Source organism: Cellulomonas sp. McL0606, from assembly GCF_058248365.1.
Genome location: NZ_CM177779.1, coordinates 2,683,544 through 2,706,969 on the forward strand (window position 1 = coordinate 2,683,544; position 23,426 = coordinate 2,706,969).

Annotated in this window: 17 protein-coding genes and 5 pseudogenes; 10 read left to right on the forward strand and 12 right to left on the reverse strand. The window is 71.7% G+C overall.

Annotated features, from left to right (window positions below):
- Positions 1-19 precede the first annotated feature (19 nt).
- Positions 20-868, reverse strand: a pseudogene (locus AC38ZX_RS13785) (sugar ABC transporter substrate-binding protein); the annotation flags it as partial.
- 348 nt (positions 869-1,216) lie between these two features.
- Here AC38ZX_RS13785 and AC38ZX_RS13790 point away from each other — a divergent pair.
- Positions 1,217-2,288, forward strand: a pseudogene (locus AC38ZX_RS13790) (LacI family DNA-binding transcriptional regulator).
- Positions 2,289-2,367: 79 nt separating this feature from the next.
- Entirely contained in the window at positions 2,368-4,068 is a 1,701-nt protein-coding gene (locus tag AC38ZX_RS13795) for a glycoside hydrolase family 13 protein (protein WP_491294887.1), read from the forward strand.
- A 47-nt stretch (positions 4,069-4,115) separates the two neighbouring features.
- On the opposite strand, the gene AC38ZX_RS13800 is transcribed toward AC38ZX_RS13795, so the two are convergent.
- Entirely contained in the window at positions 4,116-5,564 is a 1,449-nt protein-coding gene (locus tag AC38ZX_RS13800; protein ID WP_491294888.1) for an alpha-amylase, read from the reverse strand.
- Between the two features lie 99 nt (positions 5,565-5,663).
- Here AC38ZX_RS13800 and AC38ZX_RS13805 point away from each other — a divergent pair, with 99 nt between their 5' ends.
- On the forward strand, positions 5,664-6,539 hold the full coding sequence (locus AC38ZX_RS13805) for a carbohydrate kinase family protein (RefSeq protein WP_491294889.1): 876 nt from the start codon (positions 5,664-5,666) through the stop codon (positions 6,537-6,539).
- Positions 6,540-6,543: 4 nt separating this feature from the next.
- On the opposite strand, the gene dusB is transcribed toward AC38ZX_RS13805, so the two are convergent.
- On the reverse strand, positions 6,544-7,707 hold the full coding sequence (gene dusB, locus AC38ZX_RS13810; protein ID WP_491297429.1) for a tRNA dihydrouridine synthase DusB: 1,164 nt from the start codon (positions 7,705-7,707) through the stop codon (positions 6,544-6,546).
- A gap of 137 nt (positions 7,708-7,844) precedes the next feature.
- Here dusB and AC38ZX_RS13815 point away from each other — a divergent pair, with 137 nt between their 5' ends.
- The 3 genes and pseudogenes from AC38ZX_RS13815 (at position 7,845) to AC38ZX_RS13825 (ending at position 11,129) form a co-directional block, all read left to right on the forward strand.
- Positions 7,845-8,306 carry a hypothetical protein gene (locus tag AC38ZX_RS13815; protein ID WP_491294890.1) on the forward strand — a complete coding sequence of 154 codons (462 nt, stop codon included), beginning with the start codon at positions 7,845-7,847 and terminating at the stop codon, positions 8,304-8,306.
- Positions 8,307-8,320: 14 nt separating this feature from the next.
- Positions 8,321-8,581, forward strand: a pseudogene (locus AC38ZX_RS13820) (glutamate synthase-related protein); the annotation flags it as partial.
- 91 nt (positions 8,582-8,672) lie between these two features.
- Positions 8,673-11,129 carry a thiamine pyrophosphate-dependent enzyme gene (locus AC38ZX_RS13825; protein ID WP_491294891.1) on the forward strand — a complete coding sequence of 819 codons (2,457 nt, stop codon included), beginning with the start codon at positions 8,673-8,675 and terminating at the stop codon, positions 11,127-11,129.
- Positions 11,130-11,131: 2 nt separating this feature from the next.
- On the opposite strand, the gene AC38ZX_RS13830 is transcribed toward AC38ZX_RS13825, so the two are convergent.
- The 5 genes from AC38ZX_RS13830 to AC38ZX_RS13850 form a co-directional block, all read right to left on the reverse strand.
- Entirely contained in the window at positions 11,132-11,743 is a 612-nt protein-coding gene (locus AC38ZX_RS13830; protein ID WP_426592482.1) for a response regulator, read from the reverse strand.
- A complete protein-coding gene (locus AC38ZX_RS13835) occupies positions 11,740-12,948 on the reverse strand; it encodes a sensor histidine kinase (protein WP_426592483.1) in 1,209 nt (402 codons plus the stop codon). Before AC38ZX_RS13835 ends, AC38ZX_RS13830 begins: the two co-directional genes overlap by 4 nt.
- 50 nt (positions 12,949-12,998) lie before the next feature.
- Entirely contained in the window at positions 12,999-13,790 is a 792-nt protein-coding gene (locus AC38ZX_RS13840; RefSeq protein ID WP_491294892.1) for an ABC transporter permease, read from the reverse strand.
- Positions 13,787-14,749, reverse strand: coding sequence for an ABC transporter ATP-binding protein (locus AC38ZX_RS13845; RefSeq protein ID WP_491294893.1), 963 nt, complete (start codon positions 14,747-14,749; stop codon positions 13,787-13,789). Before AC38ZX_RS13845 ends, AC38ZX_RS13840 begins: the two co-directional genes overlap by 4 nt.
- A 98-nt stretch (positions 14,750-14,847) precedes the next feature.
- Positions 14,848-16,233, reverse strand: coding sequence for a glycine--tRNA ligase (locus AC38ZX_RS13850; protein WP_491294894.1), 1,386 nt, complete (start codon positions 16,231-16,233; stop codon positions 14,848-14,850).
- A 148-nt stretch (positions 16,234-16,381) separates the two neighbouring features.
- Between AC38ZX_RS13850 and AC38ZX_RS13855 the strand changes: the two genes are divergently transcribed.
- The 3 genes and pseudogenes from AC38ZX_RS13855 (at position 16,382) to AC38ZX_RS13865 (ending at position 19,077) form a co-directional block, all read left to right on the forward strand.
- Positions 16,382-17,347: a metal ABC transporter substrate-binding protein gene (locus tag AC38ZX_RS13855; protein ID WP_491294895.1), complete on the forward strand. Its 966-nt coding sequence runs from the start codon at positions 16,382-16,384 to the stop codon at positions 17,345-17,347.
- Positions 17,344-17,802: pseudogene (locus tag AC38ZX_RS13860) on the forward strand (metal ABC transporter ATP-binding protein); the annotation flags it as partial. The gene AC38ZX_RS13855 and the pseudogene AC38ZX_RS13860, both read left to right, overlap by 4 nt.
- Positions 17,803-18,129: 327 nt before the next feature.
- Positions 18,130-19,077 carry a metal ABC transporter permease gene (locus AC38ZX_RS13865; protein ID WP_491297430.1) on the forward strand — a complete coding sequence of 316 codons (948 nt, stop codon included), beginning with the start codon at positions 18,130-18,132 and terminating at the stop codon, positions 19,075-19,077.
- Between the two features lie 88 nt (positions 19,078-19,165).
- On the opposite strand, the pseudogene AC38ZX_RS13870 reads toward AC38ZX_RS13865, so the two are convergent.
- Together AC38ZX_RS13870 and AC38ZX_RS13875 are read right to left on the reverse strand one after the other, a co-directional pair.
- Positions 19,166-19,441 (reverse strand): annotated as a pseudogene (locus AC38ZX_RS13870) (VOC family protein); the annotation flags it as partial.
- A gap of 34 nt (positions 19,442-19,475) precedes the next feature.
- Positions 19,476-20,273 carry an isoprenyl transferase gene (locus AC38ZX_RS13875; RefSeq protein WP_426592491.1) on the reverse strand — a complete coding sequence of 266 codons (798 nt, stop codon included), beginning with the start codon at positions 20,271-20,273 and terminating at the stop codon, positions 19,476-19,478.
- A 103-nt stretch (positions 20,274-20,376) separates the two neighbouring features.
- Here AC38ZX_RS13875 and AC38ZX_RS13880 point away from each other — a divergent pair, with 103 nt between their 5' ends.
- Positions 20,377-20,862 (forward strand): SRPBCC family protein, encoded by a 486-nt coding sequence (locus AC38ZX_RS13880; RefSeq protein WP_491294896.1) that lies wholly within the window; start codon positions 20,377-20,379, stop codon positions 20,860-20,862.
- 22 nt (positions 20,863-20,884) lie between these two features.
- Here AC38ZX_RS13880 and recO read toward each other — a convergent pair whose 3' ends face one another.
- A complete protein-coding gene (gene recO, locus AC38ZX_RS13885) occupies positions 20,885-21,616 on the reverse strand; it encodes a DNA repair protein RecO (RefSeq protein ID WP_491294897.1) in 732 nt (243 codons plus the stop codon).
- A 126-nt stretch (positions 21,617-21,742) separates the two neighbouring features.
- Positions 21,743-23,392 (reverse strand): HNH endonuclease, encoded by a 1,650-nt coding sequence (locus tag AC38ZX_RS13890; RefSeq protein ID WP_491294898.1) that lies wholly within the window; start codon positions 23,390-23,392, stop codon positions 21,743-21,745.
- Between the last annotated feature and the right edge of the window lie 34 nt (positions 23,393-23,426).

Below are 23,426 nucleotides of genomic sequence, written 5' to 3' on the forward strand. Positions count from 1 at the left end.
CCTTGTAGAGCTCGGTCTGCACCTTCTCGGTGGTCAGGAAGTTCGTGACGAACTCGTTGGCGAGCACCGGGTTCTTCGACTTCGACGAGATGAACGCGCCCTGGACGCCGACGAACGGCTTGGCCTCCTGGCCACCGGCGCTCGGGATCGGCAGGACGGAGATGTCCATGCCGGCGGCCGTGAACGCCGTGGTGTTCCACGGGCCGGTGATGATGTACGGCGCCTTGCCGTCGAGGAACGCCTGCTTGGCCTTGTCGCCGTCGATGGCCGGGTCGAGCACCTTCTCCTGGCCGAGCTTCTGCAGGTACGACGCGAACGCGTCACCCGACGCACCGCCGAGCGCGAGCGTGTTGGTGTACGAGCCCGTGCCGTCCTGCTCGAACACCGGGGCGCCGAAGGACGTCTGCAGGGGGTAGAGGTGGTACGCGTCGCCCTGGTCACCCTGCTGGATGAGCACAGAGAACTCGGTGCCGGCACCCTGCGCCTGCGTGACGAGCTCGTCGAACGTCTTGGCCGGCGTGTCCTTGAGGAGCGCGTTGTTGCGCACCAGCGCGATGTTCTCGATCGCGTACGGCACGCCGTACTGCTGACCGTCGTAGGTGAACGCCGTCACGGCGGACTGGAGGAAGCCGTCGGCCTTGTCGCCGAGCTGCACCGGCGCGACCACGCCGTTGTTCACGAACTCACCGGTCCAGTCGTGCGCACCGATGATGACGTCCGGGCCCTCACCCGTCGGGACCTGCGAGACGAAGTCCGTGCGGATGTCGCCCGAGACCTTCTGCACCAGGTCGACCTTGACTCCGGTCTCGGCCGTGAACTCGTCCACGATCGGCTTCATCACGTCGATGCGGGTCTCGTCGACCCACATCGTCAGGGTGCCGGTGAGCTTGCGCTCTCGCTCGGGGCGGCCGCTTGCCGCCGCTGTCGCCAGAACCTGAGCACGCAGCCAGCGTCAGCGCGAGGCCGATCGTCGCTGCGATGACAGGGATGCTCCGTCGCATCGTCATCTCCAAAAAGGTCTGTGGGGGTGCCTGCGCTCGGCGGAACCCCACCGACGCTGGCCTGATGGGGAGGACGCTAACCTCGTTGCAACCGGCCTTGCAAGTCGTTACGGTAACTTTCAGGCAACGCTTTCAGCGGGTTGCGCCATCGCCCCCGCGACGCGTTGCTGACCCTTTGTGATGGATCCTGAAAGCCTTACGGACAAGGAGGTCCGGTGTCCCCTACGCTGCCCCCCGTGCGTACCCGTCTGACGGACCTGGCCGAGCAGGCCGGCGTCAGCACGGCAACGGTCTCTCGGGTTCTCAACGGCAAGCACGGAGTGTCGGCCCAGGCGCGCCAAGCCGTGCTCGCCGCTCTCGACGTGCTCGGCTACGAGCGACCCGAAGCTGCGCACGCGCTCGGCCGGCCTGGTCGGTCTGGTGGTCCCTGAGCTGTCGAACCCGGTCTTCCCGGCGTTCGCGCAGGTCATCGAGACCATGCTCACCGAACGCGGCTACACGCCCCTGCTCTGCACGCAGTCCCCCGGCGGCACCACCGAGGACCAGTACGTCGAGATGCTCCTCGAGCACGACGTCGACGGCATCGTGTTCGTCTCCGGGCTGCACGCCGACACGGCCGCGAGCAAGGAGCGGTACCACCGGCTGCGCAGCCGCGGGATGCCGTTCGTGCTGGTCAACGGCTTCGCCGAGGGTGTCGACGCCCCGTCGGTGTCCACCGACGACAGCGCCGCGCTCGACCTCGCGTTCCGGCACCTCGTCTCGCTCGGGCACCGCTCCATCGGCCTGGCCATCGGACCCGAGCGGTTCGTGCCGTCCGCCCGCAAACGGGTGGAGTTCGCGGTCAACCTGGAGCGGCACCTCGGCATCTCGGACGACGGACCGCACGTGGTCACGTCGCTGTTCACGGTCGAGGGCGGACAGGCCGGCGCCGGCGAGCTGATCGACTCGGGGCACACCGCGATCATCTGCGGCTCCGACCTCATGGCGCTGGGCGCCGTCCGGGCGGCGCGCTCCCGGGGGCTGTCGGTGCCCGGCGACGTCTCGGTGGTCGGTTTCGACGACTCCCCGCTGATCGCGTTCACCGACCCCCCGCTGACCACGGTGCGCCAGCCCGTGCAGGCGATGGGCCACGCCGCGGTGTCCGCGCTCGTCGCCGAGATCAGCGGAACGCCGGCCTCGCGCACCGAGCTGAAGTTCCACCCGGAAGCCATCGTGCGCGGCTCCACCGGGGCCGCACCCGTCCTGACCTCGGCGGCTGTGACGCCGACCGCTCCCGCCGTACCCTGACCGGCGCGACGCTCCCCGCGTCCCCGTCCAGGCAACGGCGCCTTTCGTTCGCACACCCCCCGAAGTGAGGCATGCCCGCATGACCATGACCGACCTCCCCCAGACCCTGGTGCACCTGCCAGGGACGCCCGACGGCGAGTGGTGGCGCGACGCGGTGATCTACCAGGTCTACCCGCGCTCGTTCGCCGACGCCTCGGGCGACGGGATCGGTGACCTGCCGGGGATCACCTCCCGGCTCGACCACCTGGCCGACGGCGTGGACGCCGTCTGGCTCTCGCCGTTCTACCGCTCCCCGCAGGCCGACGCGGGCTACGACGTGGCCGACTACCGCGACGTCGACCCGCTCTTCGGCACGCTGGCCGACTTCGACGAGCTGCTCGCCCGCGCCCACACCCTGGGCCTGCGGGTGCTGGTCGACATCGTGCCCAACCACACCTCGGACGAGCACGTCTGGTTCCAGGCTGCGCTGGCCGCGGGACCGGGCTCGCCGGAGCGCGGACGATACCTGTTCCGCGACGGCCGAGGTCCGGACGGCGCCCAGCCCCCGAACAACTGGGAGTCGATCTTCGGCGGCGCGGCCTGGACCCGCGTACCGGACGGTCAGTGGTACCTGCACCTGTTCGACTCGCGCCAGCCCGACCTCGACTGGGAGAACCCCGAGGTCCGCACCGAGTTCGAGGACATCCTGCGGTTCTGGCTCGACCGCGGGGTCGACGGTTTCCGCATCGACGTCGCGCACGGCATGGTCAAGGAGCCGGGCCTGCCCGACTGGCACGGGCACGTCTCGATGATCGAGGGGTCCGACCTCGTCGACCCGGCCGACGCCGTCTCGGGTGCCGGCAACCGCGGCCCGATGTTCGACCAGGACGGCGTGCACGACATCTACCGCGCCTGGAACAAGGTGCTGGCCGAGTACGACGGCGACCGCGCGCTCGTGGCCGAGGCGTGGGTGGAGCCGCTCTCGCGGCTGACCCGGTACGTGCGGGCCGACGAGATGCAGCAGGCCTTCAACTTCGCGTTCCTGGCGACGCACTGGGACGCCACGGCGCTCCGCACCGTCATCGAGGCCTCCTACCGCGCCGCGGACGTCGTCGGCGCACCCACCACCTGGGTGCTCTCCAACCACGACGTGGTCCGGCACGCCTCGCGCCTCGGGCTCCTGGCGCCGGGGTCGCGGCCCAACGGCATCGGGCACGGAGACGAGCAGCCCGACGAGGCCCTGGGCCTGCAGCGAGCCCGGTCCGCCACGCTCCTGATGCTCGGCCTGCCCGGCTCGGCGTACCTGTACCAGGGCGAGGAGCTCGGGCTGCCCGACCACACCGCCCTCGACGACGACCTGCGCCAGGACCCCGCGTTCTTCCGCACCGGCGGCGCCGAGCGCGGTCGCGACGGGTGCCGCGTGCCGCTGCCGTGGGCGTCGAGCGAGCCCGGGTTCGGGTTCTCGCCGACCGGCGTGACCTGGCTGCCGCAGCCCGCCGCCTGGGCCGCGTACGCGCTGGACGGGCAGCGGGGCGTCACCGGGTCGACGTACGAGACGTACCGGTCGGCGCTGGCGCTGCGCCGCGCGCTCGCGCTCGGCTCCGGCGGTCTCGAGTGGCTCGAGGGGCTCGGCGACGACGTCATCGCGTTCCTCAACAACGAGGTGCTGGTGGTCGCGAACCTGGGCTCGTCCCCGGTCACGCTGCCCGTGGGCGCCGAGGTGCTGCTGTCGTCGGCCCCCGAGCTCTCGGCGACGGTCGGCCCCGACACCACGGTCTGGGCGCGCTACCGGACCAGCTGACGATCTCGCCGACGGCGCCCGCTGCTGCGGGTGCCGTCGGCGGTGGATCAGGGGCGCCGGGCGACGTCCCACGCCTGCGCCGAGGCCGCCGGGACCGTCACCGTGAGCTTGCCGTTCTTGACCGTCGAGGGCGCGCAGTCCTTCGTGGACAGGACGTCGCAGTAGGCACCGTCCGGCAGGCTCGTCGTCAGCTCGGTGCGCAGCTCGTGGTCGCCCGCGTTGACCACCACGAAGCCCCGGTCGCCGCGGCCCAGCGCGAGGGCGTCGCCCTGCGACCACTCGTCGACCTTCGGGGCGCCGCCGACCACGCCGCGCCACCCGACCATCCCCTCGATGGCCGGCCACCGGTGCTGGCACACCCAGTCGCCGTCGGTGTAGGTCGCCGCGGGTCCGGGCGCGTCGCCGCAGGCCGCGTCCGGCACGTGGCCCTCGGCGTCCTGCGGCGGCCCGGCGTCGTGGTCGGAGAACGCGTAGCCGGTGTAGACCTCGGGCATGCCGTAGGTGCCGGCGAGCATGAGCACGTTCGCCAGCGCGTACTGCGCGCCGTCGGCGTAGCTGAGGGTCGAGCCGTTGCGCTCCGTGTCGTGGTTGTCGACGAAGATCACGGCGTCGTCGGACGGCAGGTAGCGCGAGGTCGTGCCGAGGTCGAGCGCGAGTGCGGGGGTGCCGGCCAGGACGCCCTGGATGTCCTTGCCCCAGGAGAACTCGTAGACCTGCCCGTTCGCGGTGTACTGCTCGGGCGTGATCGGCTCGCCGCCACCGCGGATGACCTCCTGGGCGATGCCCGTGCCCTTCGGCAGCTGTCCGACGATGGCCGCGATGTCCGCGGGCGGGATGTGCTTGGCCGCGTCGATGCGGAACCCGTCGACCCCGAGCGAGAGCAGGTCCTTCAGGTAGGCGACGATCGTGGCCCGGACGTGCTCGGTCTCCGTGGCCAGGTCGGCGAGGTTGACCAGCTCGCACGTCTGCACCTGTTCGGCGTCCTTGTAGCTGCCGATGTCGTCGTCCGCCGTCAGCCCGCAGTGGTGGAAGTCGGAGTCGGTGTAGATGCCCGGGTAGTCGTAGTGCGCGTACGACGAGCCGGCCGACCCCGTGCCGGGGGTGTCCTGGCCCGTCATGTGGTTGACCACCGCGTCCGCCCATACGTCGACGCCGGCTGCGTGGCAGATGCGCACCATCGCGGCGTACTGCTCCCGGGTGCCGAGCCGCGACTCCACCTGGTAGCTGACGGGCTGGTAGGCCGTCCACCACTGCGACCCCAGGATGTGCTCCTGCGGCGGGCTGGTGAGCACCCAGGCGTACCCGGCCGGCCCGAGGTGGTCGGTGCACTCCGTCGCGATCGCGTCCCAGGTCCACTGGAACATCTCGACGCCGACGTCGTGCCCGCCGCCGTCGCTCGGCGTCGCCGACGGCTCAGGCGTGCTGCTGCACGCGCCGAGGAGGCCGAGGGCCAAGGCGCCCAGCAGGGCGGCCAGGCGGGCGGTCGGGTGCGTCATCGTCACCACCGGGTGCGGGCTGCAAGACGTTGCAGCAAGTTGCAGGACGGCCCACCCTAGAACGCGCCGGGCGTTCCCACCAGCACCTAGGGTGAGCGCGTGCCTCGCGTCCTCGTCAACGGTCCCGCGTCCTGGAACACCCTGATCAGCCTGCCCGCGCTGCCGGAGCCGCGGTCGCAGACGCTGTTCGCGCGCGAGCACCACGACGGCCTCGGTGGCACGTCGGCCGGCAAGGCCGTCACGCTGACCGCGCTCGGCGTCGACGTCACGCTGCGCACGGCTCTCGGCGACGACCGCGAGGGAGCCCTGGTGCGGAAGGCCGTCGCACACCCGCGCCTGACGCTCGACGTCCAGCCCGTCGTCGCGACAGAACGGCACGTCAACCTGATGGCCGACGACGGCTCACGCGTCTCCCTCTACCTCGAGCTGCCGTCGCCGGCGTCCAGCCGGATGCCGTCGTTCGACGGGTACGACGCGGCCGTGCTCGACCTGGCCGACCACAGTCGTCCGCTCCTGGCGGCCTCGCGCGGCGCGGGCGTCCCCGTCTGGTGCGACGTGCACGACGACGACGGCGCCGCCGACTACCCGCGGGACTTCGTCGATGCCGCCGACGTGCTGCTGGTGAGCGCCGCCCGGCTGGCCGACCGTCGCGCGTATCTGTCGGACGCCGTCGCGCGCGGCTGCCGGCTCGCGGTCTGCACCGACGGCGGGAACGGCACGCTCGCGCTCGACGCCGACGGCTGGATCTCGGTGGGCGTCGCCCCGGCCGAGGTGGTCGACACGAACGGCGCCGGCGACGCGTTCCTGGCCGGCCTGCTCAGCGCCGTCCTCGACGGCCTCCCGACGGCGACCGCGCTCGCCCACGCGGCGGCCGCGGGTGCGCTCGCGGTGGGCACCCGGGCGCTCGGCGCCCCGCAGGCCACCCGGCCCGAGGTCGCCCGTCTGGCCGCCCATGTCGAGGTCCGGCGCGGCTGAGCCGTCAGCCGCCGGAGACGCTCAGCTCGGCCTCGTGCAGGGCCGCCGCGAACTCCGGGGACAGGTCGCGCGAGTCCAGCCAGCCGTACGGAAGCAGCGGACGCTTGGGCGAGCCCGCGCGACCGCGCTGCCCCTCGGCGCCGGCACCCGGATAGCCCTGGTCGAGGTCCAGCCCGGCCAAGCGGTCGTCCAGCTCGGCCATCGTCGAGACCAGGCCGAGCGCGGCCCGGGTCTCGCCGCCCACGACGTACCCCTTGAAGTACCAGGCCATGTGCTTGCGCATCTCGCGCAGCGCCTTGCCCTCGTCCCCGAAGTGCTCGACCATCAGCTCCGCGTGCCGACGAACCACGCGCGCGACGTAGGCCAGACCGGGCGTCACGCGTTCGTCGGAGCCCGCGAACGCGGCTGCGAGGTCGGCGAACAGCCACGGTCGGCCCTGGCAGCCGCGACCGACGACGACGCCGTCGCACCCGGTCTGCGCGACCATCTCGAGCGCGTCCTCGGCCGACCAGATGTCGCCGTTGCCCAGCACGGGGATGTCGGTCACGGTGGCCTTGAGCTGCGCGATCGCGTCCCAGTCGGCGGTGCCCGAGTAGTAGTCGGCGGCGGTGCGCGCGTGCAGCGCGACGGCCGCGACCCCGACCTCCTGCGCGACCAGACCGGCCTCGAGGTAGGTCAGGTGGTCGTCGTCGATGCCCTTGCGCATCTTCACCGTGACGGGCACGCCGTAGGGCGAGGCCGCGTCGACCGCGGCCGTGATGATGGCGCGGAACAGGTCGCGCTTCCAGGGCAGCACGGCTCCCCCGCCCCGACGCGTCACCTTGGGCACCGGGCAGCCGAAGTTGAGGTCGACGTGGTCGGCGCGGTCCTCGGAAGCGATCAGCCGGACCGCGGCGGCGACCGTCGCGGGGTCCACGCCGTAGACCTGGACGGACCGCGGACGCTCGTCGGGCTCGTGCGAGATGATCCGCATCGACTCCTCGCCGCGCTCGACCAGCGCGCGCGACGTGACCATCTCCGCGACGTACAGCCCGGCCCCGGACTCGCGGCACAGGCGCCGGAAGGCCGCGTTGGTAACGCCGGCCATGGGCGCGAGCACAACGGGCGTGTCGACCGTGATCGGGCCGATGCGCAGCGGGGGCAGCACGGAGGTGGCGGACGTGGTCATGGCCTCCAGTGTCGCATCGACCACCGGCCCACCTCGCCGTGCGGCTCCGCAGGGCCGGTGAGATCGTGCAGAGCGAAGCCCCCGACGAAAAGGTGCACCATCGTGACCCTCTGGCTCAGTCGCAAGGTCGGACGTCTATGACCGACACCCCGCGCCGGGCGATGTGGACGGCGGCCGCCGGCGCCGCCGGGATCGCCGGGCTCGCCGCGTGGGACGTCCTGCAGCGCAAGCACACGATCCTTCGGCGCTACCCGGTCCTCGGGCACGCGCGATACCTGCTGGAGGACATCCGCCCCGAGCTGCAGCAGTACTTCATCGAGCGGGACTGGGACGGACGCCCCTTCGACCGTGACACCCGCGCGCTGATCTACGAACGCGCCAAGGGTGTCAACGAGGAGAAGCCCTACGGCACCGAGCTCGACGTCGACCAGGTCGGCCACGAGACCCTCGTGCACTCCGTCGCACCGCTCGAGGCGCCCGACGAACCGGCTCGGGTGACGGTCGGGGGGCCCGACTGCACACGGCCGTACTCCATGGCGTTGCTCAACGTCTCAGGGATGAGCTCGGGGCCCTGTCGGCGAACGCGATCCGGGCCTTGAACAACGGGGCCGCGATGGGCGGCTTCGCACACGACACAGGCGAGGGTGGCCTGTCGCCGTATCACCTCGAGCACGGCGGGGACATCGTCTGGGAGATCGGCACCGGGTACTTCGGCGCGCGGACGAAGGACGGCGACTTCGATCCCGAGCAGTTCCGCGACACCGCCGCGAAGGACGTCGTCAAGACGGTCTCGCTGAAGCTCAGCCAAGGTGCCAAGCCCGGGATCGGCGGGGTCCTGCCGGCCGCCAAGGTGACCCGGGAGATCGCCGAGACACGCGGCGTCCCGGCCGGCGAGAAGTGCGTGAGCCCGCCCAACCACCGCGTGTTCTCGACGCCGACCGAGGCTCGTCGAGTTCGTCGCCCGGATGCGGGAGCTCGCGGGCGGCAAGCCGGCCGGCTTCAAGCTGTGCGTCGGCTCGCGCGTCGACCTGCTGGCGATCTGCAAGGCCATGATCGAGGTCGGCACGACGCCCGACTTCATCATCGTCGACGGGTCCGAGGGTGGCACCGGCGCCGCACCCCTGGAGTTCGAGGACCACGTCGGCATGTCGTTGAGCGAGGGACTCATGACGGTCCACAACGCACTGGTCGGCGCCGGCCTGCGCGACCGCATCCGGCTCGGTGCGAGCGGCAAGGTGGCCGGCGGCAGCGACATGGTCAAGCGGTTCGTGCAGGGCGCCGACTACACGAACGCGGCCCGCGCGATGATGATGGCCGCCGGCTGCATCCAGGCGCAGCGGTGCCACACCGACAAGTGTCCGAGCGGCGTCGCCACGCAGAACGCCAGGCGCGCCCGCGCGCTGGACGTGGCCGACAAGAGCGAACGCGTGCGGCGCTACCAGAAGGCGACGGTCGACGAGGCGATGCGGCTCATGGCTGCGATGGGCGTGCGTCATCCGGCGCAGCTCACGCCCGCGCACCTGCGTCGCAACGAGTCCGCCACCAGGACGCGTTCTTACGCCGAGATCTACGAGTGGCTGGCCCCCGGGCGAGCTGCTTGCGGATGCACCCGCCACCTGGGCGGCCGACTGGGCGATCGCCTCACCGGACCGGTTCGGACCGGTCGCGGCCCCGGTTCGCTGACCATCGAGAGGACCACCATGCCCACCGTCGCAGCCCATGTCGTCGCCGCCCTCGCCGGGCACGGTGTCACCCAGGTGTGGGGCGTCGTGGGCGATGCCCTCAACCCGTTCACGGAGGCGATCCGGACCGAGGACCGGATCGAGTGGATCGGTGTGCGGCACGAGGAGGCGGCGGCCTTCGCGGTGAGCGCGCAGTCTCAGCTCAGCGGGCGCATCGGCGTCTGCATGGGCACCGTCGGGCCGGGCTCCATCCACCTGCTCAACGGCCTCTACGACGCGAAGAAGTCGCATGCCCCCGTGCTGGCGATCTGCGGGCAAGTGCCGAGCGCTGAGATCGGCACGGACTTCTTCCAGGAGGTCGACAATGACGCCTTGTTCGCCGACGTGGCGGCCTGGAGCGGCACGCTCATCGCGCCCGGGCAGCTCCCGCACCTGCTCGAGCAGGCGGTCAACACCGCCTACAGCCGCGGCGGGGTCGCGGTGCTCACCGTGCCGGGCGACATCGGCGCCCTCGACCTTCCCCCGTCGACACCTCCGGCGCGGTTCGCCCCGCCGCCTGCGCCGTCCGCCGCACCGGCCGACCAGGTGGCGCGGGCCGTCGAGGTGCTCTCCGGCGCGGACACCGTGACCCTGCTGGTCGGCTGCGGCGCCCAGCGGGCGCGCGCTCAGGTGCTCGCCCTCGCCGATGCGCTCGCGGCGCCGATGGTCGTCACCCTGAAGGCGAAGGAGTCGATCGAGGCCGACAACCCGTTCGCCGTCGGCCAGTCCGGCCTCATCGGTAACCCCGCGGCCGCGCACGCGATGGACGCCGGTGACGTCCTGCTGATGGTCGGCACTGACTTCCCGTACCGCGACTGGTATCCCACCGGCAAGACGGTCGTGCAGCTCGACGTGCGTGCCGAGCACATCGGCCGGCGCACCCCCGTGGACCACGCCCTCGTCGGCGACTCGGCCCTGACGATCGACGCTCTCCTCCCCCACCTGCCGCGACGCGAGGACCGGGCCCACCTGGACAAGGCGGTCAAGCAGTACGCAGCGTGGCGCGACCGGCAGCGCAGGCTGCTCGACCCGGCGCACGACGACACGCTCGTCGGCCGGGTGCGCGCCGTCTTCGACAACCCGGACGATCGGATCCGGCCGGAGGTCGTCGCCGCCGCCGTCGACGCGGCCGCACCGACGGACACGATCTTCACCAGCGACACCGGCATGTCCACCGCGTGGCTCGCGCGCTATGTGGAGATGCGCGGGACCCGACGGCTCGTGGGCTCGTACAACCTGGGTTCGATGGCGGACGCGATGCCCATGGCCCTCGGCGCACAAGCCCTCGACCGGGAACGTCCGGTCGTCGCGTTCTGCGGCGACGGCGGACTGATGATGCTGCTCGGCGACCTGCGCACGGCGGTCACCTACAGGCTGCCGGTCGTCCTGGTCGTGTTCGACAACTCGAGCCTCGGCATGGTCCGGTTGGAGCAGGAGCAAGGTGGGCTGCCCCGGTTCGGCACCGATCTCGACAACCCCGACATCGCCGCGGTCGCGAACGCCCTGGGCCTGGCAGCGCGGCGCGTCACGGAGCCCGAGGAGCTGACCGACGCCGTCCGGTGGGCATTCGCGCAGGACGGCCCGGTGCTGCTCGACGTGGTGACGAATCCCGACGAGATCTCGCTCCCGCCGAAGCCGACCCTCTCGCAGGGCTGGGGCTTCGCCATCGCCAAGTCCAAGGAGATCCTGGAGAGCAGGTAGCCCTACCCCAGGAGCCAGCCGTACTCCTGGGCCAGCCGGACGGCCTCCGCGCGGGTCCGGCCGCCCGTCTTGCCCATCGCCGCGGAGAGGTAGTTGCGGACGGTTCCCTCGGACAGGAACGTCTCGCGGGCGATGTCCGCGACCGTCCCGCCGGTCGCCGCGACGACGAGCACGTCGCGCTCGCGGTCGGTCAGGGGGCTCGTGCCGACGGCCAGCGACTCCACCGCCAGGTCCGGGTCGATGACGCGCAGCCCCTGGTGGACGCGCCGGACCGCGTCGGCCAGCTGGTCGGCCGGCGTGTCCTTCACGACGAACCCGCTGGCCCCGGCGTCGAGCGCGTGCCGCACGTAACCGGGTCGGCCGAACGTGGTGACGATCAGCGACCGGCACGCGGGGTACCGGGCCTTGAGCTCGGCAGCGGCGGCGATCCCGTCGATGCCCGGCATCTCGACGTCGAGCAGCGCGACGTCGGCCTCACTCGCCCGAGCCGCGTCCACGACCTCGTCGCCCCGACCCACCTGGGCGACCACGACCAGGTCCGGCTCGAGGTCGAGCAGGGCCGCGAGCGCACCGCGCACGAGCGCCTGGTCGTCGGCCAGCAGGAGCCGGATCATCGGGCGACCACCTTCGTCGTGACGAGCAGCCGGTAGCCGCCCAGCGGGCTGGCGGTGACACTGACGCGGGCCCGGGCGGCCCGGGCGCGCTCGGACAGGCCGGCGAGCCCGTTGCCCGGCACGACGTCCGCCTCGGCCGGCCCGTAGCCGTCGTCGTCGACGGTCAGCGTGTCGCACGTCATGGCGACCCGGACCTTCGAGGCCGCCGCGTGGCGCAGGACGTTGGTGGTGCCCTCCCGCAGGGCCCACGCGAACAGCTCGCGCAGGTCGTCCGGGACGTCGTCGATGCTGCCGGGGACCTCGGCGTCGATGCCCGCGGCGTCGAACGCGTGCCGGGCGCCGGCCAGCTCGCCCGCCAGGGTCACCGAGCGGGTCGCGTTCACCATCCCGCGCACGTCCGCGAGAGCGGCGCGGGCCAGGGCCTGGACCTCAGCGATCTCGGCGCGCGACCGGTCGGGGTCGAGGTCGAACACCTTGCCCGCGAGCTCGGCCTTGATCGCGATGACCGTCAACGAGTGCCCGAGGACGTCGTGCATGTCGCGGCTGATCCGCTCGCGCTCCCGCTCGACGGCGAGCACGGCGACCTCGTCCTGCGCCAGCTGGAGCTGCCGGTTGCGCAGCACGAGCTGGGTGAAGCCGTAGACCGCCACGGTGGCCAGGATCACCGAGATGATCAGCCCGTCGGTGGTCTGCCAGCCGGGGATCACCCGGGGGACCACCAAGACGACACCGGTGGCGAACGCGGCCACCAGCAGTGCCCGCGGATCCCGCATGAGGAACACGGCCGAGACGCAGACGAAGACGATCCCGCCCAGGCCCTGCTCGGCGGTGGCCAGGCACGACAGCGCGACGAGCACGAGCTGCCCACCCAGGACGACCGCCGTGAGCCGGTCGGACTTCTGAAGGCCGCGGCCCGGCGAGACCCGGGCCAGCACCACCCAGGCGAAGCTGGCCCCGAGGCCGGCGATCGCGAGCAACGAGACGGTCCGGGCGAGGCTCGGCTCGGCGTCCCAGGCCACCAGCCACGGCTGCACGAGGAAGAGCACCCACACGACGCCCATGAGCGGGCCGACGACCCGCATGACCTTGTGCGCCCGCGGGCGGCCGAACGGGCCGTCGTACGTGTACGGGAAGCGGACCGTCGACCCGGCGTCGTGCTCGTCGTCGGGCGACGGAGCGCCGCCGACCTCCGCTTCGCCTGTCACGGCGTCCACGGTAGTCGGACGGCGGTCCGCCGCAGCGACCCCTCGACGGGTCATACCCGAGCCGTGTCGCGACGGAACCGCCAGGCGGCACCGATCCCGAACACCGCGGCCCAGGCGACCACGTTGATGATGGCCCAGACGCTCACGCCGTCCCCGGTCAGCGGTGCCCGGACCAGCTCGGCCAGCCCGTACATCGGGGTGAACTTGGCGAGCGTCGCGAAGACGCCCTCCCCGAGCGGGACGAAGAGGCCACCGGCGAAGGCGAGCAGCGCGAGCGACGGGCCGAGGATCTGCATGACGTTCTCCGACGGCAGCAGGTAGCCCATGAACAGCCCGAACGCGGCGAACACGACCGAGCCCACCCAGGCGAGCGCGAGCGAGGTGCCGATCACGGTGCCCGAGCCCGTCGAGCCCGACGCCATGCCCACGGCGGCGACGACGATGACGGCGGCCAGGCCCATCACCATGGCCACGGCGATCTTGGTGAACACGTAGGTGGACGGGCGCAGCGGGGTCAGCCGCAGCTGCCGGGTCCAGCCCTGCGCGCGTTCGACGGAGACGGAGGCCCCACCGCTCGTCGTCGCGATCATGGCGCCGTACAACGCCATGGAGACCATGATGTACGCCGTGACGCTGGCCTTGCCGACGGAGTCGGTCTTGTACGACTCGGCCGTGCCGAAGAGCAGGAAGAACACCGGCGGCATGACGAGCGTGAAGATGACGGTCCGGCGGTTGCGGACCAGTCGGCGCATCTCGATGGCGAGGAACCGGGCGTTGACCAGGCCGGTGCGCGGCGCGCGCTCGGCGGAGGTCTTCGAGGTGGTGACGGCGACGGCGCTCATGCCTTGCTCCCGGTGGTCTCGTCGTTGTGGTCGCCCGTGAGTGCGATGAAAGCGTCCTCGAGGCCACGGGCGGTGATCTCGATGTCGACGGCGTGCGTGGTGGTGAGCAGGTGGCGCGCGACGCCGTCGGAGTCGGCGGTCCGCACCAGGATGCGGTCGCCGCGCAGCTCGACCGACTGGACCCCGGGCAGGGCCTCGAGCGTGGTCTGCTCGGCGACGGTGATGTCGGGCAGCGACGCACTCACGAGGCGGCCGGACGCCAGGTTCTTGACCTGCGCGGCGGACCCGTCGGCGACGATCTTGCCGTGGCTGATCAGGACGATCCGGTCCGCGTAGGCGTCCGCCTCCTCCAGGTAGTGGGTGGCGAACAGGATCGTGCGGCCGCGGGACGCGTCGGCGCGCAGGGCGTTCCAGAAGTCGCGTCGGCCCTCGACGTCCATTCCTGTGGTGGGCTCGTCGAGGATGATGACGTCCGGGTCGGGCAGCAGGGCGAGGGCGAACCGGAGCCGCTGCTGCTGACCTCCCGAGCACTTGCCCACCTTGCGGTCGGCGATGTCGGCGATCCCGGCGCGGGTCATCACCTCGGTCGCGGTGCGGGTGGTCCGGAAGAACGACGCGGTCAGCTCGACCGTCTCGCCCACCGTGAGGTCCTTGAGCAGCCCGCCGCTCTGCATGACGGCGGACACGCGGCCCTCGGCGATCGCACGGCCGGGGTCGAGCCCGAGGACGGACACGGTGCCCGAGTCGGGGTTGGCCAGGCCGAGCAGCATGTCGATCGTGGTCGTCTTGCCGGCGCCGTTGGGGCCGAGGAACGCGACGACCTCACCCGGCGTGACCGCCAGGTCGATCCCGTCGACGGCACGCACCGTGCCGAAGGACTTGTGCAGGCCGCGCAGATCGATCGCCAGCGGGCCCGAGCCGGCCGGGGCCGGGGTGGGGAGCGTGTCGGTGAAGGTCATGCCTTGATCCTGGCGGTTGTCCGGGTGTCGGACCCCCGTCGCGCGTCACCCGATCGAGATGACGGATGTCACGGCGCCACCTGTACGTGCTGCGGAGGTCAGGCGCCGATCAGGCGCGCCGCGAGGTAGGCGGTCACCTGGTCGAGCGAGACGCGCTCCTGCGTCATCTCGTCCCGGTGCCGGATGGTCACGGCCTGGTCGTCGAGGGTGTCGAAGTCGACGGTGATGCAGAACGGCGTACCGATCTCGTCCTGGCGACGGTAGCGCCGACCGATCGCACCGGCGTCGTCGAAGTCGACGTTCCAGCTCTTGCGCAGCTCGGCGGCCAGGTCGCGGGCCTTCGGCGAGAGCGCCTCGTTGCGCGACAGCGGCAGGACCGCGGCCTTGACCGGGGCGAGGCGCGGGTCGAGCCGGAGCACCGTGCGGACGTCGACCCCGCCCTTGGTGTTGGGGGCCTCGTCCTCGTAGTAGGCCTCGACGAGGAACGCCATGAGCGAGCGGGTCAGGCCGGCCGCCGGCTCGATGACGTAGGGCACGTACCGGGTGTTCGTCGCCTGGTCGAAGTACGACAGGTCCTGGCCGGAGTGCTCGCTGTGCGTCTTGAGGTCGAAGTCGGTGCGGTTGGCGATGCCCTCGAGCTCACCCCACTCGCTGCCCTGGAAGCCGAAGCGGTACTCGATGTCGACGGTGCGCTTCGAGTAGTGCGACAGCTTCTCCTTCGGGTGCTCGAAGTGGCGCAGGTTCTCCCGGGCGATGCCGAGGTCGGTGTACCAGTCGGTGCGCGTGTCGATCCAGTACTGGTGCCAGGTCTCGTCGGTGCCGGGCTCGACGAAGTACTCCATCTCCATCTGCTCGAACTCGCGGGTGCGGAAGATGAAGTTGCCGGGCGTGATCTCGTTGCGGAACGACTTGCCGATCTGGCCGATGCCGAACGGCGGCTTCTTGCGGGCGGTCGTCGACACGTTGGCGAAGTTCACGAAGATGCCCTGCGCGGTCTCCGGCCGCAGGTAGTGCAGGCCGGACTCGTCCTCGACCGGGCCGAGGTAGGTCTTGAGCATCATGTTGAAGTCGCGCGGCTCGGTCCACTGGCCGCGCGTGCCGCAGTTGGGGCAGGCGATGTCGGCCAGGCCGTGCTCCGGCGCGCGCCCCTTCTTCTCCTCGAACTCCTCCAGCATGTGGTCCTCGCGGAACCGCTTGTGGCAGCTGAGGCACTCGGTGAGCGGGTCCGTGAACACGCCGACGTGGCCGGAGGCTACCCAGACCTGGCGCGGCAGGATGACGGCGGAGTCCAGGCCGACGATGTCCTCGCGGCCCTGGACCATGGCACGCCACCACTGCTTCTTGATGTTCTCCTTCAGCTCGACGCCGAGGGGTCCGTAGTCCCATGCCGACCGGGTACCGCCGTAGATCTCGCCGCTGGGGAAGACGAAGCCGCGCCGCTTGGCGAGGGAGACGACAGAGTCCAGGCGAGAGGGTGCAGCCACGTTCGATCACTCCAGGTGGTGGCGTCCGCGGCTGGGTGTCGCGGACGGACGGACCGCGACGTCGGAGTCACGGGGATGAGCAGCAGGCTACCGGTGAACGTCCCGCGCCGTTTTGACAATGGTTCTCGACAAACTGAGAATGATCCCCATGTTCTCCAGGACGTCCCACGCGCCGCGGCTCGCCGCGCTGCTGGTGGTCGCGGGGTCCGTCGGCACGTCCCTGCTCGCCGGATGCTCCGTCGACGCGACGCAGGGTGTGACGGCCGGGACCGTGGACGTCATGGCCTCGTTCTACCCGCTGCAGTTCGTCGCCGAACAGGTGGGCGGCGACCGCGTGACGGTCCGCTCGCTCACGCCGCCCGGTGCCGAGCCGCACGACATCGAGCTCTCCCCCGCGCAGGTCTCCCGGCTCGACCGGGCGGACCTCGTCGTCTATCTGTCGGGCTTCCAGCCCGCGGTCGACGACGCGGTCGCGCTGACGAACCCGGCGCACGTGGTCGACGCCGCGCAGGACACGACGCTGATGACCCCGACGCAGGAGCACACGCAGGAGATGCAGGTGGGCGACCCGCTCGCCGACGAGCCCGAGCACGGCGTCCTCGACCCGCACTTCTGGCTGGACCCCAGCCGGATGCCACCGCTCGTCGACGACGTCGCCCGCACGCTCACCGAGATCGACCCGGCCGGCGCGGCCCAGTACGCCGCCAACGCCGCCGCTCTGGACCAGCGGTTCGCCGACCTCGACGTGGCCTACAAGACCGGCCTGACGACGTGCACCACCCGTTCGTTCATCACCTCCCACGAGGCGTTCGGGTACCTGGCGGACCGGTACCACCTGCAGCAGATCGGGATCTCCGGCATCGACCCCGAGGCCGAGCCGTCCCCGGCGCGGCTCGCGGCCGTCGAGCGGTACGCGCGCAAGGAGGGCATCACGACGATCTTCTTCGAACGCCTGGTCAGCCCCAAGGTGGCGGACACCCTCGCCGACGACCTCGGCATCACGGCCGCCGTGCTCGACCCGATCGAGGGCGTCGCCGACCCCGCGAAGAACGACTACTTCTCCATCGCCGAGGCCAACCTCGACGCCCTGCGCACGGCCCTGGAGTGCTCATGAGAGAACCGGTCATCGACGCTGTTCCGGTGGTCGAGGCGACGGGCCTCGGCGTGACCATCGGCGGCCAGCCCATCCTCGCCGGAATCGACGTGACGGTCGCGTCGGGCGAGGTGCTGGCGTTGCTCGGCGCCAACGGGTCCGGCAAGTCGACGCTCGTCCGGACCGTGCTCGGCGTCATCCCGTCCACCACCGGGACGGTCCGTCTGTTCGGTGCCCCGCTCGGACCGGCGGCCCCGTGGCACCGCATCGGCTACGTCCCGCAGCGGATGCCTGCCGCCTCGGGCGTGCCCGCGACCGCGCTCGAGGTGGTCACCTCGGGCCTGCTCTTCGGCAGGACGCTCCGCCGCCCCCACGGGCACCGTGGGCGGGCGCTCGACGCGCTCGCCGACGTCGGGCTCGGCGACCGCGCGCAGCAGCAGGTCCAGGACATGTCGGGCGGGCAGCAGCAGCGCGTCCTCATCGCCCGCGCCCTGGTCCGTCGGCCCGACCTGCTGGTCCTCGACGAGCCGACGTCCGGCATCGACATCCCGACGCAGGCGACGTTCGTCGAGACCGTCGGCCGGCTGCACGACGCGGGCACCACGGTCGTGGTGATCCTGCACGAGCCTCGGTCCGTTCGCCCCCCTCATCGACCGCGCCGTGGTCCTGCGGCACGGGCGTGTCGCGCACGACGGTCCCCCGCCGCGCGCCCGCGACGAGCACGCCGGCGAGTGGCACGACCACACGCACGCGCACTCCGACCCTGCCGAGGCCCCGTCGCCGCTGAACGTGGAGGTGCTCCCGTGACCGCGTGGGACCAGATCGTCGAGCTGATCGGCTCGCCCCTCATGCAGCGCGCCCTGATCGCCGCGGTGCTCGTCGGCGCGGCCGCCCCCGTCGTCGGCACGTTCCTGGTGCAGCGGCGCATGGCGCTCATGGGCGACGGTATCGGCCACGTCGCCCTGACCGGTGTCGCCCTGGGCTGGCTCGTCGGCAGCTGGGCGGGGCTGGTCCCGCAGGACACGCTGGCCGTGCCCGGGGCCGTGATCGCCGCGATCGTCGGGTCGATCGCCATCGAGCTCGTCCGCGAGCGCGGCCGGACCAGCGGGGACCTCGCGCTCGCACTGATGTTCTACGGAGGCATCGCGGGCGGCGTGCTGCTCATCAAGGTGGCCGGCGGCACCAACGCCAACCTCATCAGCTACCTGTTCGGGTCGATCTCCACGGTCTCGACGACGGACCTGTGGTGGACCGTCGCGCTGGCCGCCATGGTGCTCGGCGTCGGGATCGGCCTGCGGACGGCCCTGTTCGCGGTCAGTCACGACGAGGAGTTCGCCCGCGCGAGCGGGTTGCCGGTGCGGCTCCTGTCGATGCTCGTCGCGACGATCGCCGCGCTCACCGTCACCATCGCGATGCGCGTCGTCGGCCTGCTTCTGGTCAGCGCGCTGATGATCGTGCCGGTCGCGATCGCGCAGCTCTACGCCCGCTCATTCGGCCGCACCATGACCGCGGCGAGCATCATCGGCGTCCTGGTGAGCGTCGTCGGACTCGTGCTCACGTACTGGCAGGACATCCCGCCGGGCGCGACGATCGTCGTGCTGGCCATCGTCGTCTACGGCGTCGGCGCGTCCCTGCGCCCGTTCGTCCGGCGACCGATACCGCCGCGGGACCCCCATCCGGACATGGTCGACGACGTCCTGCTCGTCGACGACGCCGTGGTCGATCCGCCCTCACGGACCGTCGCCGGCTGAACGTCCGGGAGCTGCCCTCAGCCCGCGCGACGCAGAACTGGTTGCCATCCGGGTCGGCCAGGACGGTCCAGGCCACCGGACCCGCCTCATGGTCGGCGACGAAGGTCGCACCGTTCGTCACGAGCCGTTCTATCGCCGCCGCCGGATCCGGCAGCCGGACGTCCAGGTGCACCCGGTTCTTGCCTGGCGTGGGCTCGTCGACCTTCTGGAACCCGAGCCACGGACCACCGTCCGGGGGCACGACCATCACGTACCAGCCGTCGTGCTCGTCGCGCACCTGCCCGCCCACCTGAGCGGACCACCAGGCGGCGAGCGCGCGCGCGTCGAGCGTGTCGAACGTGATCATCTCCACGGAGAACGTCATGTCGTCGACGCTAACCGCGGTCGCCGACACGCGCTCAGCCCGGCGGGTCGGCCTTGTCGATCGCGCCGCCGTAGCGTCGGTCGCGGCGCGCGTACGTCTCGACCGCGCGCCACAGGTGCCGGCGGTCGACGTCCGGCCACGGCTCGTCGAGGAAGACCAGCTCGGCGTAGGCCGCCTGCCAGATCATGAAGTTCGAGGTCCGCTGCTCACCGGACGAGCGCAGGAACAGGTCGACGTCGGGCAGGTCGGGCTCGTCGAGGTAACGGGCGAACAGCTTCTCGTTGACCTTGTCCGGCTTCACGCGACCGGCCGCGACGTCGCGGGCGATCGCCTGGGCGGCGTCGGCCACCTCGGCCCTGCCCCCGTAGTTCACGCACATGGTGAGGGTGACGGTGGAGTTGTGCTTGGTCAGCTCCTCGGCGGTCTCCAGCTCTGTGATCACCGACCGCCACAGCCTCGGGCGGCGGCCGGCCCAGCGGACGCGGACGCCCCACGAGTTCATCAGGTCGCGGCGGCGTCGCAGCACGTCGCGGTTGAAGCCCATGAGGAAGCGGACCTCGTCGGGAGACCGGGACCAGTTCTCGGTGGAGAAGGCGTAGGCCGAGACGTACTCGACGCCGATCTCGATGGCGCCGGCCACGACGTCGAGGAGCGACGCCTCCCCCGCCCGGTGCCCTTCGACGCGCGGCAGCCCGCGCGCGTTGGCCCAGCGGCCGTTGCCGTCCATCACCACGGCGACGTGCTTGGGCACGAACTCCTTGGGGATGTCCGGCGGACGGGCACCGGACGGATGCGGGTACGGCGGCTCGACAGGCTGGGGCACGACGGACATTGTGCCGCTCCCGGTGAACTGAAACCGAATGGTTGCAGTATGGCTGTTCGTCGCCTACCGTGAAGTGCAACATCCGAGTTGCATATCCGAGAGGAGCACGAGCATGAGCACCGACCTCACCCTGACCTTCACCGTCGACCAGACACCGGAGCAGGCGTTCGCCGCCATCAACGACGTCCGCGGCTGGTGGGCCGGCCCGCCGGCGCCGACCGAGCCGCAGATCGAGGGCCGCACCGACGCGCTCGGCGAGGAGTTCACCTACGTCGTCGCCGACCTGCACTACGTCAAGTTCCGGATCACCGAGCTCGTCCCGAGCACCCGGGTCGCATGGTTGGCCCTGGACAGCGAGTTCACCTTCATCGCGAACCGCCAGGAGTGGGACGGCACCACCGTCACGTTCGACGTCTCCGAGCGGGACGGTCGCACGCAGGTCGTGTTCACCCACGTCGGCCTGGTCCCGGAGCACGAGTGCTACGACGTCTGCGACGACGCGTGGAGCTCCTACGTGCTCGGGAACCTGCGTCGCCTGATCGAGACGGGCTCGAAGGACGCGAACCCGGCCGACGCCGCGGTCGTCGCCCTGGCCTGACCCGACGCCGATGGTCGGGCGGTCAGACCCGCTCGACCATCGGCAGCGAGCGCAGCTGGCGCTCGAGGTGGAACTGGCAGAACGCGGCGACCAGACCGTTGCCCTCGCCGCGGTGCCGCTCGGCGCTCGCGTCCGCCACCGACCAGTCGCCGGCGAGGAGGGCGGCCAGCAGCTCGAACGTCTGCGGCGCCGGTGCGGCGGCGCCCGGGGGCCGACAAGCCCGGCAGACCGCCCCGCCGGACGCGATCGCGAAGGCGGAGTGCGGACCCGGTTCACCGCACCGCGCGCAGTCGGTGAAGCTCGGCGCCCAACCCGCGACCGCCAGCGCGCGCAGCAGGTAGGAGTCGAGCACCAGGCCCGGCGCGTGCTCGCGACCGGCCAGCGCACGGACCGCGCCGACCAGCAGCCAGTACTGCTGCAGGGACGGCTCACGCTCGGCCTCGACCAGTCGGTCCGCCGTCTCGAGCATCACGGTGCCCGCGGTGTAGAGCGCGTAGTCCTCGCACACCTGACGCCCGTACGAGCCGAGCGTCTCTGCCTGCGTGACGATGTCGAGGTTGCGGCCGGTGCTCAGCTGGACGTCGACGTGCATGAAGGGCTCCAGCCGCGAGCCGAACCGCGACGACGTCCGACGCACACCCTTGCCGACCGCACGCACCTTGCCGTGCGACCGGGTCAGGAGGGTGACGATGCGGTCGGCCTCCCCCAGCTTGTGGGTGCGCAGCACGATCGCCTCGTCGCGGTAGAGGCTCACCTCGTCATTGTCCCCCGGGCCACCGACACTCGACGTCGGCGCGCGGCGGCGACCCACGCCAGATCACGGGATCGGTCGCACGGGTCGGAATGCGCGATGCTGAGATCAGCCACACGCAGGGACCGGTCAGGCAGCGACGTCGACGTGCTCGGCGAGGAGCGCGGTGAAGCAGAGATCCACTACCGACCGCTCGCGACGCGCCGCGCTCGAACCCTCGCGGGCCCCGACCTGTGCAGGGTCCGAGGCTGCGGCGACGGCTTGGGCCGTGGCTGGTGGTGTAGCCGGTCCTGGCATGGTCGGCGCACGACTGATGTAGCGGTGCCCGGTGGGCGTCGACGTCTCCACCGCGTGCCCAGGAGCCGCGGCGGCTCGGACAACTCGGCGTGCCCAACCCGGCGCTTCCTTGGCGAGGTTGCAGGCCACGCACAGACCTTCGCCGTTCTCGGCCGTCGTCGCTCCGCCGGCGGCAACCGGGACGATGTGGTCGATCTGCCTGATCGGGGCGCCGCAGTACGGCGTTCGACAGATCCCATGGTCCCGGATCCTCAGGAACTCGGCCAGGCCGTCCGGATGGAACCGCGCGCGCGATGTCATCGCCACCAGGTCTCCGCGGGGGTCGGCATACAGGCGACGCAGCCAGGTCGCGCCCGCGTCGATACCCGCGGCGACCAGCTCACGGGCTACCTGCGCCGGGACCGGGCCACCGCCCGGCACGTGCCCAGGTTCATGCTGGGCTCCGAGCAGGGCGGCGTCACTGATCACGAGGTTCACGGTGACCGGCACCGCCGACGCGCTCGACTGGCCGGTCACGAGCTCCACCAGCGTGTCTGCCATGATCTGCCCGCGACCCCGGCGCGACGCGACCCTGACGCTCGCCTCGCCGGCGACGTGCGTCGCGGACTCGCCGCCTGTCATCGGATCGTCGGCTGCGTCAGCGGCTCGGCGGAGTGCTGCATAGACGGCGACGCCCTGTGCCACGGGCAGCAGCGCGGTCAGGTAGGTCATGGCGTCCGGCGCCGGTCGTAGCGTCACGCAGCGCTCGGACTCAGCCCGGCGCGCGCGACGCACCACGGCACCGACGTCCAGCCGCGCGGCGTGTGCGCGCGCTGCCGCCACGAGCTGACGCGTCCCGACCCCGGCCAGTGTCGCCGGGTCCGCGCAGAGCAGCGCGTCGACGGCGCGACGATCCTCGACCTCGAGGCACGCCGTCTCCTGGACCAGCAGCATCGCCCGATGCTCCGAGAGCACGCCCGCGCGCAGGGCGGCCAGCGTGTGCGGCATCTCCGATGTCCAGGCCTTGGCGGCGCCGAGAAGAGCAGAGCTGCGATGCGGCGACTCTCGACGGGCAAGACCGACCTGTGCGGCGACACCGAGACCGCGCCGTCTCACCGGGATGCCCAGGTGCGCCTGCCTCTCACGCTCGGCCCGGTCGAGCGCCACGGACGCCTCCGCCTGGAGCGCGCACGCCGCCGACTTGAGCTGCTCGAGCGCTGCGATGAGGTCGACGAGGGCTGCACTCGTCGGAGCCGGGTCAGCATGGGTCACCATGTCGAGGGCCGCAGTGCCCCGCGCTCGATCTGGGACACGGTGCGCGACCTGGGCCGGGATCGGCTGGAACGGTTCCGACGGCGCGTCGTCGGTCGGACGCGGCGGGCTCCCGTTGACGCCGCCCAGCCCGCCGAGGAGCTCACGGCGCCAGAGTGCGACGGCCGCGGCGTCGACGACGCGCGGCGGCATCGCCGCTGCGCGGATCGGTGCTGCCGGGGTTGTCGTCACCCCACGAGCCTATCGAACATCTGTTCGATTCGCT